This is a genomic window from Flavobacterium aestuarii, assembly GCF_040049115.1.
Lineage (GTDB): Bacteria > Bacteroidota > Bacteroidia > Flavobacteriales > Flavobacteriaceae > Flavobacterium > Flavobacterium aestuarii.
Genome location: NZ_JBDLZZ010000016.1, coordinates 31,778 through 49,487, shown reverse-complemented (window position 1 = coordinate 49,487; position 17,710 = coordinate 31,778). Strand labels below are relative to the sequence as shown.

The following is a 17,710-nucleotide window of genomic DNA, read 5'->3' as shown; positions in this document are numbered from 1 at the left end:
CGTTCCAAATTGGAAAAGCGTTGTAAAAAGCTCTCATATTATTCAGGTTGCGCTCATCAAAATATCTATTAAAGCTTTTATATCATTTATTGATTTATCCATTACATCAATGCTAAAATTACAACAGATTAAACGATCATTTTATAAAAGCAAACAACAGCTGTAACAGTTTCAGTGCTTCTTAATGGTTTGTTTTCACAAAAATATGTATTAAAACTGATTTCGTTACCATTATTTACTCTTTCACCCTATTAATCGATTTATCTTTTGCCTGAATCGGCAGGAATTATTTTATTCGCCATTCATGCCCAGAAATTCAATGCTAAGCGTGCATGCAAGAGTTGCAATACTTCGCCGAGCTGGGGAGATTCAAGCAAAGAATTATTTTGGCAATACCGTCAGTATTTTATTCATTTTTTGCGCTTCTATTTTGTATAATCCTAGTGTATTCATGTTCCATATTCCAATAGCAACAAGAGAACCTAATACTGTTTTAATTTCGCTGTCTTCGTCTAAATCTTTAATTATGCATTCTGAAAACCATTCATTCCATAGCAGGCAGTATTGTTCGTTGTTCACTAAACATTTATAGATTACTTTCATCAGTCTGCGATAGCTCTCATCATTACATTTCCTTAGGGTAATTCTAAGAAGTGCAATTGCCGGATTGGGCAAATCTTCCGACTCTAATTCTTCTTGAACCCAGTTTTTGTATTCTTCGAAATTTTCTTTAAAAAGGGTATCAAAAATGGCTTCTTTCGTTGGAAAATGATGAATAATGCCTCCTTTGCTGAGACCGCACTTTTTTGAAAGAGCATCAAATGATATCTGGCTAAGTTCGTACGTATTTGCCAATTCAACAGCAGTTTCTAAAATCAGCTTTCGGCTTTCAATTGGGTCTTTTTTCTTCTTGTAATTATTCATGACATTTATATTATGCAGTGCACTCTGCTTTTGTATTTTAATCTTAGAATTCTATTTTCATTATAAAATTAGTTTCTTTTCGCTTTTTATCATAAAATATTCTAAATTTTAAAAGTTTAAAATCATAAAGATACCAAACGTTTGGTATCTTTGTAAAGGTAATAGCTTTTTTTTGCTACAAAGAAAATTTCACTTTCATATTATTTTTATCAATTACACAAAAACAAAATAGACTTATGAAAACAATACTTGTTGCTACAGATTTTTCACCAGAAGCTAACAATGCTGCTGCTTATGCTTCTCATCTTGCTGCTGCTACAGAAGCTAAAATTATTTTATTCCACCTCTATCATGTTTCTATTCATGCGCTTAATGCCCGAGTGCAATCCTCTTCAATAGATGAATTACAGGCAGCCTGCGTAAAGAAACTCTCTGATCTGGCAAAGAAACTTTCTGAGGATTATAAAATTGAAGTAACACCGATTTTGAAAATGGGAGATTTTGAGAATCAGCTTCAAAAGACTATTGATGCTACTCAAGCTGATATTGCTGTTATGGGAATGACAAAAGATTCAATAGAACAGGATCTGCTGGGCAATACCACTACAGCAGCTCTGCAAAGACTTAAATTTCCAGTGCTGGCAGTTCCTCTTAATGCGACCTATAAAGGATTAAAAACAATACTTTTTGCGTGCGACATTACCCGTGATGTACATGAAGCTATATTACAGAAGGTGAAAAATATTGCTGTCCGATTAGGCGCTGCTATAGAAATGTTTCATGTGAGCAACAAGCTTAATGAATTGGAAAACGAGCAAAAAGAAACCAAAGCAATAGAACATTTTGCAGATGGATTAAATGGAACAGATTATAAGTATAAAACTGTATCATCTACTGCAATAATTAAAGCCATCCAGGATGAAATAAGCCAAATAAATGCTGATTTACTGATTATGGTACCTCATAAATACGGCTTTTGGGACTCATTGATGCATATCAGCAAAACAAGAATGATGGCTTCGAGAAGTGAAATTCCTCTTTTGTCGCTTCCTCTTTAAAAATATCTTGATCCATAGTAGTGCTGATTTTACTGGGTTTATAGCAAACAAAAAAGCCACTCAATGAGTGGCTTTTTGTGAACTTAGCAGTACAAAATTCGAACCTTTTACTAGAAGATTTCCAGATTTTAAGCGAGCTAACAGAGGTTTGAAAATAAAAGCATTTGATTTTTAAGTTTAGTTTTTAATTAGAACATATCTTTTACTACCTATTTTAAGTAAGGCATCTCTAAAAGATGTCTTTTAAATTATGAAAATACATTTCCTTTAATACATTGCTTTCTTCTTCTATCCATAAATCATCTTTTACTAGTTTAGTAATTAGTTCTTGGGCATTTGAAGAAAACAATTTTCTATCAAGTCCTGAAAAATCTAATTTATAATCCCACCTGCTATAATGCTTAAAAGAATTTGTTGGAAGATACTGGTGTGATGTTGTTGGAATAAGAATTTTAACATCCACACCTCTCTTTTTTAATTTGCTACTTATTCTTTGATAAATTTTTAATCCGTCAAAATCCCAATCACAACTATAATATATAGGGTACGTTAATTCCATTTCGTCAATATCATCTATAATAGAAATATTATTGCCCCCTACATACCACAATTTAACCTCCAATTCTTTTGCATTCCAAGGTTGTTTTAAAAAAGATTTGTTCTCACAGAGGATTATAGCTTTAGGGTTTATATAGTCAACTACTAATCTATATTGTAGATCCTTATTTGACTGTGGAAATTCGTCAATTTCAAGAATTTTCAAAACTGCATTACGAACACTATCCTTATATTTTAAATATTTAGAACCTCCATAATCGAAAAGTTTAGCGGAAAAATCTTCAATGTTTGAAAGTTTATCCTTCAATTCATTTCGGCTTTCATAAATCAAAATCAACGTACGAATATCTTCTTCTGTAAATTTTTTGCCACCATCTGGACGAATGTTCATGAGATTCAGAAAATCATAATAATATTTATAAGCGGCATAAAAATTATCTTCATAATACTCATTATAACCGTCCTGTGCTATCAATATGTTATTATTACCTTTTTTTTGAGCAATAAAATCTGTTTGTGCAATCAAATAACGTATAAAATCTACCTCTTGAATTTTAGCAGCGGTTTTCTTTTTTTCGTATAGATCATTGAGCGCTTTCAAGACCGGCCATGTAAAATCCTTACTATGTAGTTTTTTCAAAGATTTCATCAATATTTTTTGTTAATTGTCCGTTTTGAAAGATGCCTAATGGTGGAACATAAGTTAAGCCTGTTGTATCTTTATTGTCATTCATGATATAAATATACTGCCCTTCATCATTGATATCACCGGCTGTTTCTATTGACATGGTTACAATCTGATAATTTTCCTTTTTTGCTAATTTATGCAACATTTCATAATTGCTTCCTAAGCCTTCGGCTTCATCAATGGGCATTATTCGGATTCCAGGATGATCTTTATCTTCTATAAGCGATAATCTAGCGAGGCATAGCAAGGCATTTGCAGTATATGTTTGTCCATTACTTCCTGAATTGCTTTGTCCATCTTCTAATTTTATTTCGAAAAGGAGATCAAAATAAGAGCGAGGATTAAGGAGGTCGTTTACTTTAGCTTCTCTTGTTCCACTCGCTTCCCGAAATACACTGATCATAATCTCATCAATGTCCTGTTTATTATTTGACGCAAACAATCCAACATCCTGCATCTCGTTCGTGAGTCGTTTTCTGAATACTTTCATCCAATCATCTGGATAGCCAATAGCTGGCTTATGCTGTAATGTAGCATAATTACCTCCTGTGATTTCATAGCTTGACAAAAATCTGGTTATTTTTTGAACCTTCGTCAAGTACTCATTATAGACTTTTTGTACTTCATTAAATACGTTATGGAGAATTTCAATTTTCCTTGAACCGATGCGTTGTAAGTCATTGGTTAATTCTATAAGTCGTTTTTCAATTTGCTCACCAATAAATTCTTCCTGAATTTGCTGTGTAAGAAAAACGGTAGGTAATAGTTTATTTGCCAACACGCCAACTGAATAATCTTTCAAAATGGTCTTGTCTTCTATTTCTTCGGAAGCATAATCGTAAGTAGCTTTGAATTTGCTGTAAGCATCGATACTTTGTTGTTCGGTTGGCAATTGTTCGGTTTTTATTAAATCTTTTTCAACAATGAAATCACGATTTTGTACTATTGTAAATTTTGTCTTTGCTTCTGAGAGTTTGGCAATACTTAAATTGTAATTCCCTTGATACAGTTCAAACTGTATCTTTGTTTCATTATATTCAGCCCCAATAATATTCCCCATTTCATAAAGCGAATTTATCGCTGGGTTGGTTTTAAATAAGTTTTCTTCCATTTTCTGAATTTTTGAAAGAGTTACTTTTTCTTTAGTCACAAGATTATCTAAGTCTGTCTCAAAATTAATAAGCAGATTTTCCTCATTTTTCACCAAATAGTCAAAGTCAGTAGAGCCATATTGTTTTTGCATGTAGCTATAGATTTGATCAATCTTTTCTTGATTATCTTTGTCTAATTGCTGGCTATGGCTATACTTGTCAAAGGCGGTGTCGTATACCTCTTTATGCTTTTTATAATTCGCTAAATGCTTTTCTGAATCTAGAAAAATAGATAAATGCTTTTCAAGTTCAGTTGATGTAAATTCAGAAATCTCTTCTTTTTCGCTAAACAGTTCAATCTGACTATTTTTATATAAGTAAACTACTTTCTCTAATGCTGGATAGCTTTCCAATTTTTCCTTTAAGTTTCCTAAGTTTTCTTGCTGCTGTTTTAGCGCTTCAAGTTGTTTTCTGAAGGCTTCCAATGGTTCCCTATCCAGTGTGATCTCATTAGCTGGTGCATCTAGATGTTGTTTTGAAACATTAGTTATAAATTCATAAATACCGTTTAACTCCAGCCAAAATCCATTACGATCTGTTTTGATTATAATAGGCTTTTTGAATAATTTTTCAGGAAAGGGGAGATATCGTTTTTCCGGTGGATTAGGTACTGTTCTTGATAAGGTCTGGAAATGGATTAGCAAGCTTTCTTGTTCAAGACTAAGTGGTAAATTCAGTTGTTCTATTGCCCAATGCGCTAATGATGCAGGATTTTCTAAGTCCGAAAAAACAAGCTGTATTTCCAACTTGGTGATAGCTTGTCCAAGGTCTTTCAGCTTTTGTAAAGTGGATTTTCCCGCATTTATAAAATCGTTGAACCAATCTGATTGTTCAAATTCTTTTTGGATTTTATTCTCTATAAGGTGTTTTTCAAATATTTTTAAGGTTTCTCTATCCGTAATTTTGTTGCGTTCAGCCAAATGCCATTGACGTATAGTGTCTACATCATGTCGATCTTCACTAAACCAGTTGTTTACTTTATCTATAATGTCTTTAAATTTTGTACTCTCGTCAAGTACATTTTTGGCTTGTTGCCAATCATACTCTAGTTTTTCTTTTAGTTGCTCTGCATTTTTGATATTGTTTTTTAAAAGTGCTACGGTGCTATTTTGGTAGTTGATGTCGGATATTTTTACATTAGCCAACTTCTTTTTGATCAAGTATCTTTCTATCTGTTTAGTTTGATAATCTTGTTTTGCTTGCTCAAGTTTTGTGGAAAGGATTTTACTTTCATAATACCAGAAACTAATATTTTGCACACTGAATTGCTTTTGCAACTGACTAAAGGTTTTGAAATCACGTAGAACATTTTCTATTTTTTGTTCCTTGCTTTTGATGGTGGCAATTTCTTCTAACAGGCGTTGATGTTGCTGTTGGTCAACATTGATGTTTTGTACTTCGTCGCGGTATTTATCAATAAGCTGTTTCTGGTCGTCGTCTCCGAAAAGAAATGTTTTGAGTGCATCTGAATCTGTAAAAAAACCTTTTCCTCTTGAAAATGAACGGATAATGGCTGCATAACTTTTCAAGCTTTGCATATTTTGGCTAAGATCTACTGCCAGTATGCCGTTATTGAAAATAAGCTGGTGGTATTTTTTATTGCTTACACGCCTGAGATAGCCTTTTTGTACAAAACTTTTTTCCAGATTTTCCAATGTGTCGATGTTTCCATCTACCAATAAATCCCGATAAAAAATAGGCTCATTCATTGCTAGGAGCGTTTCATCGAAATCGTAACCAGCTTGAATAATAAAGAATTGCATTTGGCTACTTGTTGTTTCCAAATAACCTCCAAGTGTAATATATCTTCTTGGCTGTACCTCAACGTTAACGAAAACATAACCTCGTCCATATTTTCCTGAGGCGTTTTTAAGAACCAGTCCGCTCGTATCTCTATGTTTTACACCCTCTGTTCCTGATTTAAATACACGAGAACCCACCAGAAGTAATTGTATAAAATCAGCAATTAAACTTTTTCCACTTCCACTTTCTCCGCTAAAATCGGTCCGAAATTCGTGGAATTTGTAGTCGCAGTTGAAGTGCTGTCTTACATTTAGCGTCGATAAACTATAAATCTTCGGTTGAAAACTAATCATGTTCTTTTCGTTTTATAATTTCATCAATAGTTTCAATTTGTGGATAATAAATCCTTCTTAACCTTTCAAAAGAGGGTTGATAGGTAAAATAATCGCTGTCATTAGAATCTCTTTCAATCCAGCCCAGTTGTTCAAATTCTGTAAACGCTTTATATACCAAATTTCTTAGCTTTTCTTCATTCATATCCGAATCGGCATCAGTTTCAATGGATGAGACCACACGTTGCATTTTAATGAGCAGTTCATCGTATTCCTGATACAGCAAGTTGATAAAATCAGATATTTTAGACAATTCAATATTACCATCGAGTTTATAAATCTTAAAAAATATCAGTCCTATTAAAATGTACTCTGACTTCAAGTACCATCGATACTGATTGTCTGTTGGGATCTTGCCCCTCGAACCTTCATGAAAATCGATATAAAAATAGGTATTCCATTCTTCGCCTTCTTTCTTGAGTAGCATTTCGAAGAAATCATCATAATAAGCTTGCAAACTGGCGTAATGTTTATCCAGAAATGCATACAGTGAAACCGGTTTTGGAAAATCACGCTGTATGTGCATTCCTGATTTAAGCAAATAGTCCAGTTTGGCAAATGTGTTTTTTGCAGTCCTATCTAACATGAACGAATAGCGTATGTTCAGGTCTTTTTCTGTATCGTCATATTCCATAGTGAAAGATTTAGATAATTTGGGTCATGATATTCGTTTTGATTGATAGTTATTTTGTACTGCCAGCCGTTACAATGTTTCACTAATCTTTGAGCTATTTTTACGGCGATGTTAAGATTGTTTTCCTCGTCGGAAAGAATACTGAAAAAGAAAGGTGAGAACTCAAGTTTTCCTTCATGATCAATTTGATCTAAGGCTTTCTTTGCCCAAAACTGTATTTTTTTCTTTATTTCTAGTTTTTCCTTGTTCTTTGCTATAGCACTATTAGTCTGCTCAACATCTATAGATCTGACTGCAGATGGTAGAGGTGCTTTCCTTACAAAATCTCTTTCGGTTAGGATATAAAATCGGGGTATAGATTCGGGAATCCTGATGGTAACAGATTCTATATCTTTAGGAAAAACAAGTCTTTTGGGTTGATTTTCCTGACGGATATAAGAGGCGGTATCCAATAAATAATGAAGAAATTTATCTGTCTTCCGATCGAGTTCTCGTTGATTGAATTCAAAAATAAACTCCCGGATTCGGGGTTTAATTTTGTCGATGCGTACACTTACTTGATCTAAATGATTGCGTACATTTTGGTTGTATTGCAGCACATGGTTAATGCTCTCCAGAAGATCAAAACTTTCAGGGTTTTTAAGCATATCCTGCAAAATGTCGTCTATATCGTAAGTAATTTGAAAACCAGTGGTCAGTTCATGTGCGTGCTGTTTTATTTGGTCTAGTCCTGCACTAATGGTATCGATTACCTGAAGAATATTCGCTTGGGGTTGCTTGATCTGGAAACGAAATTCATCTACAGATTCGCTCACTTGCTGATCCAATATTTCAATTTGCAAGGCAAGTTCATTGCTCCTATGGTTGAAATGATCGTCCATCCAAATCAAGATCTCAGCAGGATTTTTTTCAAGACATGTCTTTAAAGTATCCAATAAATGCTTGAATAGACGTTCTATTTTTGCAGGATGATAGCTTTCTGAAAGACGTTTGAATACTTTTTGACAAAATTCTTCTCCGTAATTTTTAAATCCATACACTTTTCTTTTCCTGTCTCGCCACAGAAAGAATTCTTGCAGACGTAGAATAATTGTATTATTCCGGTTGTTCTCTTCTCGCTGTGAGCCACCCAGATCAATAAGAACTTTATTAATAATCTGTATGATCTGGTCTTCCGTAAATTCTTGCTTTTGATATTTTTGGTATAACGCAAGAATAATCAGCCCATCTTCCTTGTTAGGTATGAGCTGATAATAGCGCGGTTTTGCTTCGGAATAGAGATCGATTTCTTTCATGATTATTTGAGCTGATCCTTCTGATCTGGATGCTTATTAATTTATTATTTCTGCTCTAACTCCATCATCATTTGCTATTAAACGCCAAAGTTTTACATCTATATTCTCATTTTGAAGCTTTCTTTGAAAAAATTTGGCTTGAACCGCATCGTGTGTACCCATTAAAATTTGAAAATCCTGATCTGCTATGTAATCTCTAAGAAGGTCAAATACACCTGAAGCATGAACAAGATCATGATGTTGAGTTGGATCATCTAACAGTAATGTTTTCCATGGCGTCCATTTATAGCTACTAGCCATAGAAAGCATAAAGGTTAATTGCAAATCTGTTGCTTGCGCTTCACTTGCTACTTCCATCACGCTTACCTGTTCATCATGAAGATTTATTTTTACTTCTGCCTGCGATTTATTTCTAAATGAATAACTTTCTAATTGTGTCTCTACAAAGCGGGGATTTACAACAATTTTTTTTAGTAAAGAGACCCATAACGGATTTATGGCTTTGATTTTATCGTGTACGCCATTAACTTCTTCACCGATTTTACGATATAATTTTTCAAGGGCAGTTTTTCTTTCTGTTATGAAAGATAGTTCTCCATTTATTGTTAATAATAGTTCCTTGATACTTGATAAATAAACCTGCTCGTCTTGGTTCTCACAAATTTCTTTTATTTCTTTATCTAATGTGGCAAACTTCTCTGCTGCGTTCCAACGACCTAATTCATCACTCATCTTATTTAGGTCTTCTAATCCTTTTTTGATAAGATCTGATTGCTTGATAAATTTAGTTTTCCCTACATTAAGATTCTCCAATGAAGGAGGTTGAATTAAACTACTATCTTTCCATTCCGCTAAGATTTCATTCCGCTGTCCTTGTAACTTCGAAATAGCCATATTTAGGTCTGTGATTTGTTCTTCAGCTTCTCTTTTAGCCTTCTCGAGTTGTTCTCTAACCCTTGTGTCGTCAGTTATTTTTAATGTTGTGGCTTCAATTTCTGTTGCTATAGTAGAAATTTGTGAGTCTAATAAATCTGTGTTAATTAATGAAAGAGATTGGTTTATTTTTTCAATTTCGTTTTTAATATTTTCAAGAGATACCGTAAGAGTACTTATATTTATTTCATTGGATTGAATTGTATCTCGTGTCTGGTCTCTAGCTGTTGTGAGCCTGCTTAATTCCTCTGAGGATGGTTCTTCTCCAAATTCTGTTTTATCGTTAACAATCTTCTGTAGATTTACATTGTTTTTTTCTTTTTCACTTATTAACCATTCATTTGCTTCGGTGATATTGCTACTATCAGGAAATCTAGGTAGGCATTTTTCGTTAATAAATTCTTGAACATTTTTTAATTTATCTTCATTTTCAACTAAATTTTCACTGATTTTACTTAGTGTTGTTTTTTCATTTTGTATTTGCTGTTTTTTATTATCAACCTCTGTTTTTAATGTATTGTTAGTTTCAATTTCACTACTTATAACAGGATCTATTTGTTCCAAAGCCAAAGCCATTTGCTTCGAAAGTTCATCAGGTTCATATTCTGCATTACAAACAGGACAATTTCTCTGATCATCAAGTAAATTTAATGCTATTATTCCTACTGCTCCAAGAATTGCATCGGAAGCATTTTTTAGTGAATTAAGTTTCGTTTGACTTTCATTAAATGAGTTTTCTGCTTTTAGTAAATCAGCCTGAAAATCTTCTATTTTTTTATGAGACTCTGCTTTTTGTACTGTTTGAGTGTTTATGAGATTTTTTATTTCAGTCATTTTTAGCACATGGATATTCCAATCCTCGATTACCGACTGTAATGAATTGAATTCGCCTTGTTTTTTTAGAGCCTCTGCTTCACGTCCTCGGATAGAATTGAACATGGCAATTTTAGCATTAAGCTTGTCAACAAGTTCGCTCTCTGATTTTAATTTTTCTTTTTGTTCAGAAATAGATTCAGATATGGATTTAATGGATTTTTCCGTTGATATAGATCTGGCTTCTTCCTCTTTCTTTTTATTTAATGATTCTTTTGATTTCTTTAAGTCTTTATGTACATCTGTGGATTTATTAAGAGTATCTTGGAGTGTAGCTAGTGCTGTCTTTAAGGGATCAAGATCTGTAGCTGCTTTCTCAGCTATCTCTGCTTTTCCAGCTATCTGCTTTTGCTTTTCTTCTATTTCTGTATTATTACTTTCAAAAAGAGAAATTTTGCTTTCAAGATTTGAAAGATTAAATAAACGCTTTTGATTATCTTCTTCTAATTTAAGTAAAACAGAGTTTACAAGTCCGCGGTAGCTAACAACGGCATCTGGATTTTGGCCAATATTTCCCGAATTTGATGAACCATCAAATTGTTTGTGAATACTTTGTATTTGATCAATAATTTCGTTTAATGGCTTGAGAACGTAGTTTAACTTTGCCGCATCACGATCTTTTAATTTATCTTCAAAAAAAGAAACCTTTTCTGTATGTTTATCCTTCTCATCTTTTTTTTCATTTATTGTTTTCGTAGCAGCACTCAAAGTATTTGATTTTGTTTTGGCAATAGCACTTAAATCTTTTCCAATTGATAACTTATCTAACAAATCTCCTGCTTGAGAAGATTCTCCTTTTTGTATAAACCAGTTATTTCCACGTTGCTCTATAAGATGTGTAAGTCTTAAAAGAAATGGAATATCTTTTATGGAGTGTCCTGGAAACAATACATCATGATTTCCCGATATGTTAGGCTCTGCACCTTTTCTGTAATTAACCTCACAGTAGTTTCCATTATCAAAATCTAATCTTACATCCACATCATTCTGTTTGTCACGTATCAACGATAATGGCGGGTTTACTAAACGTTGAATAGAGCCAGTCAATGCAAACTCGATAGCTTCGAAAAGAGTTGTTTTTCCAGTTCCATTTGGAGCAAGAAATATATTAGCGCCAGAACTTAATTCAATTTCGACATCTTTACCAAAACGTCTCGCATTACTTATTGTTATTTTTTTAAGATGCTTCATTGCTTTCTGATTTGTTATTTATCAATGTATTAAAAAGGTCAAAACTTGAAGTGCCAGAACTAAATGCCTCTCGCCATTTGACTTTTTCGTCATCATTAAACCATGAAAATTCTTGTTCTAAGACTGAAAAAGCTGAAATAAGAGGATCTTGGCCTAAATCCAATGGAGTTGGAACATCAACTTTTGTGATAAACGTTCTTTCAACAAATGATTCCTTTGTTTCATTTGGGCGTAATACAAATTTTCGACAGAAATCTTCGCTAGCCTCAATCCTTAAGCATTCTTCAAGTGAAGGCTGAGTTTCTCCAGTCCACATAATGGCAAGATAGATATCAGCAGTTTCGGGATCTAAGAGTAATTCTTTGCATAATGCTGCCCATTGCAAGACATCTTTTAGTTGATTATCCGAATTGATGCCAACTATAAGTAGGGTTTTAAGGCTTGGTTCTAAAGTTTCTAAAGGTCGAAAAAAACGCAATAGTTTTTTATTTTGAAGATTTTCAGAGGCTATCTCGATCATTTCGTTTTCAATTGGCCCTTGGCTTTTTATGGAAAAACGAGCTTCAATCTGATGAATGATATACAATACTAATTGGTCAAAAGTCATGATATATTATTGTTTAAAGTTTCAGTAAGTGTCTCTTTGTAGATGTTGAGTTTTTGTTTTAAATAGTTTTGAAGTTCATCAACACTTCCTTTTCTTACAATCGAATCAAAGATTCGGTTTCGGGTTATTAATAATTTGGGGTTATGTCCAGCTGCTAAGGAATGATCAATGTTAGCTGAGTCACTAATTGACTGTTTGTAAATTACACCTTCTGGCTGTTCACTTTGTGAAAGGATTAGAATATCGTATGGTTCTTTACCAATAAGATCATCTATCGATTCCTCTGCGTCAATCTTCCTAATTTTTTTAGTCTTTCCAGCTGGTCCGCTCCACCAATTAAGTCCTATAGCTCCCATACTTAATCCATCTTCGGTTTGCATAATACCTGCGTCAATAGAACCTAGTGCCACTGAAATAAGTAAACAGGTAAATACAGCATCTGCGATTAGTAATTTTGTCTTTGGACCTATTCGTAAGTGTCCCAATATTTCTTCTCCTTCAGCTTTAGGATGTACTATTTTTTTTAAAAGCGGAATAAGTATTGAATCATCTTTGTTTATAATTTTTTGCCAGGCATTCCAACGCATTTCAACTGCGTCTCTTAACTCTTGAGATTGATGAGTGTCCATATCATTTATTAGTTCTGATATTTTTCCCGAAACGAGCTCCCAAGTTCTCTTTGTCATTTGGTCGCTCATTTCTCTCGCAAAAACTTCTCGTTCAGCATTTGTATTTATAGTTTTCCCTTCACTTATTTCAAATGGAGCATTATTGTCAGCAATACTCAGACTTTCAAAATCATTCTTAAAAATTCCAAACGTGCCGCCGATCTTGTTTTGGATATGAACTTTCCAACCGTCCCAATTTGAACACAATCCACTTATATTTCCCTCCAGGTGGATTGCTAGCCGAAATATGCTTTCATGAATAGGTGCAAAAGGAGGATTAATATTTTCTAAATTGATATTTAAATTTCTCCCCCTGTCATTAGACCATAATAAAGGTATTACTTTAGACGGTCTTTCAACTTCTGTATTAGTTTCTAAATCTAGGATGCCTGAAATATGCCAATCATTATTGATATTGTCTATTTGTGTCCAAATTTTGATGTCTGATCGAATATATTCTTTGAGTTCGAATAATAAATTTCTAGGGGCGATAGCTCCTGAAAAAGTAGTGTTTTCAATAGTGTAGGAAAGGATTTTTAATCGTACTTCTTTTAGCTTATCTAAGATAAATATTTCTTTCAGTCTATCTTCTGTCTTACTTTCGATGTCAGATTCTATTCCTGAACTTTTTATCTTAAGTACCTGTAAGGCATTTAAAATATGCTCCCAATCCTTAAAGTCACACCAAGTAGTCAACCAATCGAAACACTTTTTAACATTTGGATCTATACCTATGAGGGTTTGTAGATCTAAGGCTGTCGTAACTGCAGGTTTGATTTGTTCGTTGCATAATTTTTTCAAATCTTTAATTTGAAGTCCGTTTTTAATTTGCGTATTCAACTCTGGTAATTCAATCCAAAACTCTTTTTTAGGACTTATAGTAGACGTGTTAATATTTTCAGACCAATTAGCTAAGCTTCTTAAAGTTTCATCTAAAGGTGACAAATCCCTTTTCTGATCTTTTCGCTTACCTTGTAAATAATCGTTTCTGGTACATTCGTCATTTTGACTACCAAAATCTCCTGTTGTTTGTCTTTTAACCTGTATATGAATTTGTGAATTCTTGTCTTTTTCGATAACTATATCATCCCATGTAGATATATCTCCTTGTTCTGAACCAATCCTCATATAATGGCTTCTTCCTAATGCAAAATCAATCAGCATAACTGAAATTTCGTAGGTTACAAGAGCCTGTTCATATTTTTTAGTTTGGTCTAATCTTAATTTAGCTAGCATTAATTATTCTGTTATTAATTTTAAAAAATATTTTCAATTCCTACCAAACTCTTCCCACTCTGCTGCTTACTCACTTTAATCTGTACAGGAATCCTTTCCGTCATTTCCTGTACATGGGAAATCACACCCACTTTACGCCCCTGATTGTGTAATCGTTCTAAAGCATCCATGGCGATATTGAGTGTAGTAGGATCTAATGAACCAAAACCTTCATCAATAAATAAAGATTCTACTTTCATACGACTGGATGATAAAGAAGCCAGACCTAAGGCTAGAGCAAGTGATACTAGAAAAGATTCTCCACCAGAAAGCGAATAGACCGTACGAACTTCATCGCCCATATCCTGATCCACTACCTGTAAGCCAAGTGTAGCTGGAATACGTTCAATTTTGTATCTACTAGTCAGTACCTGAAGATGAATGTTGGCATAGCCAAGGAGAACATCGAGCGTATATTCCTGTGCAATTTGGCGAAATTTTTTACCATCGGCAGAGCCTATAATTTCGTTTAATTTACTCCAATTTTCTGTTATAGAAGCCTGTTTTGCAATGCTATTGAGTAAACCGTCTATTTGGGCTTTGTTAGTTTCGTTTTGTTGTAATTTAAAACCAATCTCGCCCTTTTTCTGCTTTTGTTGTTCTGCATCGGTTTTTTTAATTGTAATCAACTCATTCAATTGATCCAATGGACGTTCCGATAATGCTATTTGTTGATGAACATCCAGCGATTGTTTCCTTTCAGCAAGGATAGAAGTTGCTTTTATTACATCTTCCTCAATGAATTTCAACGCATTACGTTCGGTTTCTATCCAATTGTTATGTAAGGCCAGCAGTTTATAAAGCGTTTCTATAGTTAATAACTGATCGCTCTTATGATTGAAATCCCTCAGCCAGTTTCCTATTTTATGGGACGCTGTTGTTGCATCAGTTTCTAATGTGGCTAAGGTGTTGTCCAATTCTTCCCTTTGGGTATTGGCTTTTGTCAAATCAATACTCAGTTGTTGCAGCATTTCTTTAAACTGATCCAATCGATGTTGCGCCTCCACTGTAGATTGTTTCAACTCTAATTCCACTTGCTCTGCTGGTTTTCCTTCAAAAAGATTGGTACGATCTTGATTGAGAACCTGATAATTTTGATATTGAGTAGTATATGTTGCGATCTTTTTAGTAAGCTCTGCTTCAAGATTTTGAGATTGGCTTTTCAATTCTTTCAAAGTTGCTTCAAGTCCACTTTTTTGACGGGCATATTGCTCCAGTTTTTCGGTGTATTCTTTCCAAGCTTGTGCAAAATCTGCAATACTTTCCGTAAATACAATTGGAGTCGCTTTCCAGTTATCCATCCAGTCTGAGGTTATAAAATAAGGGGAAAGCAACTTTTGTACTCCGATAAGATCGGAAGTTGCTTTGTCGCGTTCTGTAGTTTTACTGCTTAGTTGTTCTTGGTATAGTGATAGTTTGCTCTTCAGATCTTTAACCTGATTAGCAAGTCCTTCAACGATTTCTTTTAACGCGTCGATTTTATTTTTATCTGTTTCCAGTTGTTGCTTTTGGATGGCGTGTGCTTGTATTTTTGCGAATAAATCGGCTTGTTTTGTTTTAAGTGCTCGCAAGTTTTCCTCAATCCAGTCGGCCTTTTTTGCATCGGAAAGTGTGAGACTTTCTTTAGCAATATCAAATTGCTCCCAGACTTGCTTCTTGTTTTCTAGCTCCGATTGTTTTGTCTTGATCGCTTCTTCCTGGTTCTGAATAGTTTGCTGTAAAGTTTGAAATGCTTGTTCTAAAGCATTATGTTTACGGAAACTGTTCAGGTAAATAAGTTCTTTTTCATTATAAGCATCTGTCAATACACTCAATACGTTTTCCAAATACGGATTATGGTCTGCATAAGGGTGATCAGTGCTGCCACAAACCGGACAAGGTTCACTATCAATCAATCCCTTTCTAAGTGATTCAACATTTTCGGCAGATGCCAAACGGGCTTGCTGTAATAGTTGGGCGGCAGTTTCTTTTTGTGCATTTTCTACAAGCTGTTGCTGGGCAAGCTGTTGTAAGGTTTGCTGATTTGTTTGGTAATCAGACTGATCTTTAACTTGCTTATGCTTTAAAATATCTAATTCAATTAACGCATTGTAAAGTAATGACCAATGTGCTTGTGCTTTTATTGCATTTTCAACCGTATTATCTATCGCAATCTTATCCAACTGCAAAGTTTCGATGGGAATTAAGAGCAGTTCTTTAGCTTTAACAGTATAGCTTTTCTTTAAATTTTCCCAATCCAAATCTTTTTTTTCCAAATTAGACTCGATTTCAAGTTTTTTAGTTTCGTCTGTTTTGATCAGATCTTGCAATTGATTCAGCGCCTTAGTTGAAGATTGAAAAATTTCCAACAGCTTTTGAGCATCTTGCAATTTGGATAGAATAATATCTTTATTTTCAGCAATTGGGCTACGTTCTTTATTTTCTGTCTTCCAATCCGTTATCACTTTAATTTGAGTGGAAATCTCGAAGAATTCTGTCTGTTTCTCCGTCAGAACCTTTTGTTGTTGATTTACAGTAGCTGTGGCATATTCTACTTCTTGTTTGGCTTTTTCCAATTGCTCCCTTTTTTCAGCAAGCAGCGTATCAAGTTTTTTGACTTGTTCTAAAAGTGGCAGGGCATCGTTCAATGCTTTATTATTTGCAATCAACGCAATTCCTGAAGCTTCAATCTGATTATCCAACGTTTCTTTTTTTTGCTCGAGTGACTTAATAGTTTCTTTTAAAGCAACTAAGTTGGCAGTTTTTTCGGTATGCTGATTTTGTGCGTGCTTCAAGGCATCTACCCAGCTTCTGGTTTGTTGAACCAACTCGGTAACGATCAGTTTTTGTCTGCGTGGAAGAGCATTTATTTTTATTTGATTTGCACTTTGTAATGTAGTTAGAGCATTCTGATGATTGGTTTGTAACTGGGAAAGCTGTTCCTGCCAGGTAATTTCAGCTGCTAGAATTTCTATTTCTTTTTCTAAACTTTTAATTTGAATTTCCAAGCTACCTTGTTCCTCCACTAAAGTTTTTTGTTCTTCATCAGTTAAGATAACAACACCTTCTTTTCGGAAATTAAGATCCCGAAGCTGCTGTTCTTCCACTTTATATTTTTCAAATATTTTTTTTGAAATTTCGGAATAGATATGAGTTCCCGTCAATTTTTCGAGTAAGGAAGATTTCTCGTCCTTACTGGCTTTCATAAAGGCAGTAAAATCACCTTGTGCCAGCAATACTGATCTCGTAAATTGTTCGAAATTTAAACCAACTAATCGTGCAATCTCATTCAAAGTTTCTTGCTTTTTGCCAGGGATATCTACATTGGAAGTAATGTTTTTTAGCGTAATCAAATCAGCCTGCATACTGCCTTCTGCTTTATTTCTTGCACGTCGTACGCTCCAAGTTGCACGATAATGCTGCCCATCAATACCTATAAAATCTACCTCAGCAGACCCTTCTGCCGTTCCGTCCCGCAAGATACTACGAACGTCTCCCTGACTAAGTGTGCTTCCCTGCACGTCAAAAATATCTATTCCTGTTTCTTTTGCTTGTAGATATCTGGGAGTTTTACCATACAAGGCAAGGCATAGTGCGTCTAAAATTGTAGACTTTCCCGCTCCTGTAGCTCCGGTAATGGCAAAAATTCCTGCCGAACAAAGTGGCTCAACAGTAAAGTCAATCTCAGTATTTCCTTCTAAGGAAGCCAAGTTTTTTATGCGTATAGCTAATATCTTCATT

General features: G+C 34.3%; 10 protein-coding genes. 1 reads left to right on the top strand and 9 read right to left on the bottom strand.

The window, feature by feature from the left end; genetic code table 11:
* Nucleotides 1-381: 381 nt before the first annotated feature.
* A complete protein-coding gene (locus ABEG11_RS15360; RefSeq protein WP_348825059.1) occupies nucleotides 382-924 on the bottom strand; it encodes a TetR/AcrR family transcriptional regulator in 543 nt (180 codons plus the stop codon).
* A gap of 236 nt (nucleotides 925-1,160) precedes the next feature.
* Between ABEG11_RS15360 and ABEG11_RS15355 the strand changes: the two genes are divergently transcribed.
* Nucleotides 1,161-1,982 (top strand): universal stress protein, encoded by an 822-nt coding sequence (locus ABEG11_RS15355; protein ID WP_348825058.1) that lies wholly within the window; start codon nucleotides 1,161-1,163, stop codon nucleotides 1,980-1,982.
* A 229-nt stretch (nucleotides 1,983-2,211) separates the two neighbouring features.
* On the opposite strand, the gene ABEG11_RS15350 is transcribed toward ABEG11_RS15355, so the two are convergent.
* The 8 genes from ABEG11_RS15350 to ABEG11_RS15315 are packed head-to-tail and all read right to left on the bottom strand — an operon-like array spanning nucleotide 2,212 to nucleotide 17,709.
* On the bottom strand, nucleotides 2,212-3,180 hold the full coding sequence (locus ABEG11_RS15350) for a hypothetical protein (RefSeq protein ID WP_348825057.1): 969 nt from the start codon (nucleotides 3,178-3,180) through the stop codon (nucleotides 2,212-2,214).
* Nucleotides 3,164-6,475: a hypothetical protein gene (locus ABEG11_RS15345; RefSeq protein ID WP_348825056.1), complete on the bottom strand. Its 3,312-nt coding sequence runs from the start codon at nucleotides 6,473-6,475 to the stop codon at nucleotides 3,164-3,166. Before ABEG11_RS15345 ends, ABEG11_RS15350 begins: the two co-directional genes overlap by 17 nt.
* Complete coding sequence (locus ABEG11_RS15340; protein ID WP_348825055.1) at nucleotides 6,468-7,148, bottom strand: condensin complex protein MksE; 681 nt, start codon at nucleotides 7,146-7,148, stop codon at nucleotides 6,468-6,470. The genes ABEG11_RS15345 and ABEG11_RS15340 overlap by 8 nt, the downstream gene beginning before the upstream one ends.
* On the bottom strand, nucleotides 7,118-8,443 hold the full coding sequence (locus tag ABEG11_RS15335; RefSeq protein ID WP_348825054.1) for a hypothetical protein: 1,326 nt from the start codon (nucleotides 8,441-8,443) through the stop codon (nucleotides 7,118-7,120). Before ABEG11_RS15335 ends, ABEG11_RS15340 begins: the two co-directional genes overlap by 31 nt.
* A gap of 36 nt (nucleotides 8,444-8,479) precedes the next feature.
* The gene (locus ABEG11_RS15330) at nucleotides 8,480-11,440 is read right to left on the bottom strand and encodes an AAA family ATPase (protein WP_348825053.1); all 2,961 of its coding nucleotides are present in this window, start codon (nucleotides 11,438-11,440) and stop codon (nucleotides 8,480-8,482) included.
* The gene (locus tag ABEG11_RS15325; protein ID WP_348825052.1) at nucleotides 11,427-12,047 is read right to left on the bottom strand and encodes an ABC-three component system middle component 1; all 621 of its coding nucleotides are present in this window, start codon (nucleotides 12,045-12,047) and stop codon (nucleotides 11,427-11,429) included. The genes ABEG11_RS15330 and ABEG11_RS15325 overlap by 14 nt, the downstream gene beginning before the upstream one ends.
* The gene (locus ABEG11_RS15320; RefSeq protein ID WP_348825051.1) at nucleotides 12,044-13,951 is read right to left on the bottom strand and encodes an ABC-three component system protein; all 1,908 of its coding nucleotides are present in this window, start codon (nucleotides 13,949-13,951) and stop codon (nucleotides 12,044-12,046) included. The genes ABEG11_RS15325 and ABEG11_RS15320 overlap by 4 nt, the downstream gene beginning before the upstream one ends.
* 20 nt (nucleotides 13,952-13,971) lie before the next feature.
* Nucleotides 13,972-17,709 (bottom strand): AAA family ATPase, encoded by a 3,738-nt coding sequence (locus ABEG11_RS15315; RefSeq protein WP_348825050.1) that lies wholly within the window; start codon nucleotides 17,707-17,709, stop codon nucleotides 13,972-13,974.
* Between the last annotated feature and the right edge of the window lies 1 nt (nucleotide 17,710).

Coding starts and splice junctions, on each gene's coding strand:
- ABEG11_RS15320 (WP_348825051.1), bottom strand. CDS start 13,951: ATGCTAGCTAAATTAAGATTAGACCAAACTAAAAAATATGAACAGGCT.
- ABEG11_RS15340 (WP_348825055.1), bottom strand. CDS start 7,148: ATGGAATATGACGATACAGAAAAAGACCTGAACATACGCTATTCGTTC.
- ABEG11_RS15330 (WP_348825053.1), bottom strand. CDS start 11,440: ATGAAGCATCTTAAAAAAATAACAATAAGTAATGCGAGACGTTTTGGT.
- ABEG11_RS15335 (WP_348825054.1), bottom strand. CDS start 8,443: ATGAAAGAAATCGATCTCTATTCCGAAGCAAAACCGCGCTATTATCAG.
- ABEG11_RS15345 (WP_348825056.1), bottom strand. CDS start 6,475: ATGATTAGTTTTCAACCGAAGATTTATAGTTTATCGACGCTAAATGTA.
- ABEG11_RS15325 (WP_348825052.1), bottom strand. CDS start 12,047: ATGACTTTTGACCAATTAGTATTGTATATCATTCATCAGATTGAAGCT.
- ABEG11_RS15315 (WP_348825050.1), bottom strand. CDS start 17,709: ATGAAGATATTAGCTATACGCATAAAAAACTTGGCTTCCTTAGAAGGA.
- ABEG11_RS15355 (WP_348825058.1), top strand. CDS start 1,161: ATGAAAACAATACTTGTTGCTACAGATTTTTCACCAGAAGCTAACAAT.
- ABEG11_RS15360 (WP_348825059.1), bottom strand. CDS start 924: ATGAATAATTACAAGAAGAAAAAAGACCCAATTGAAAGCCGAAAGCTG.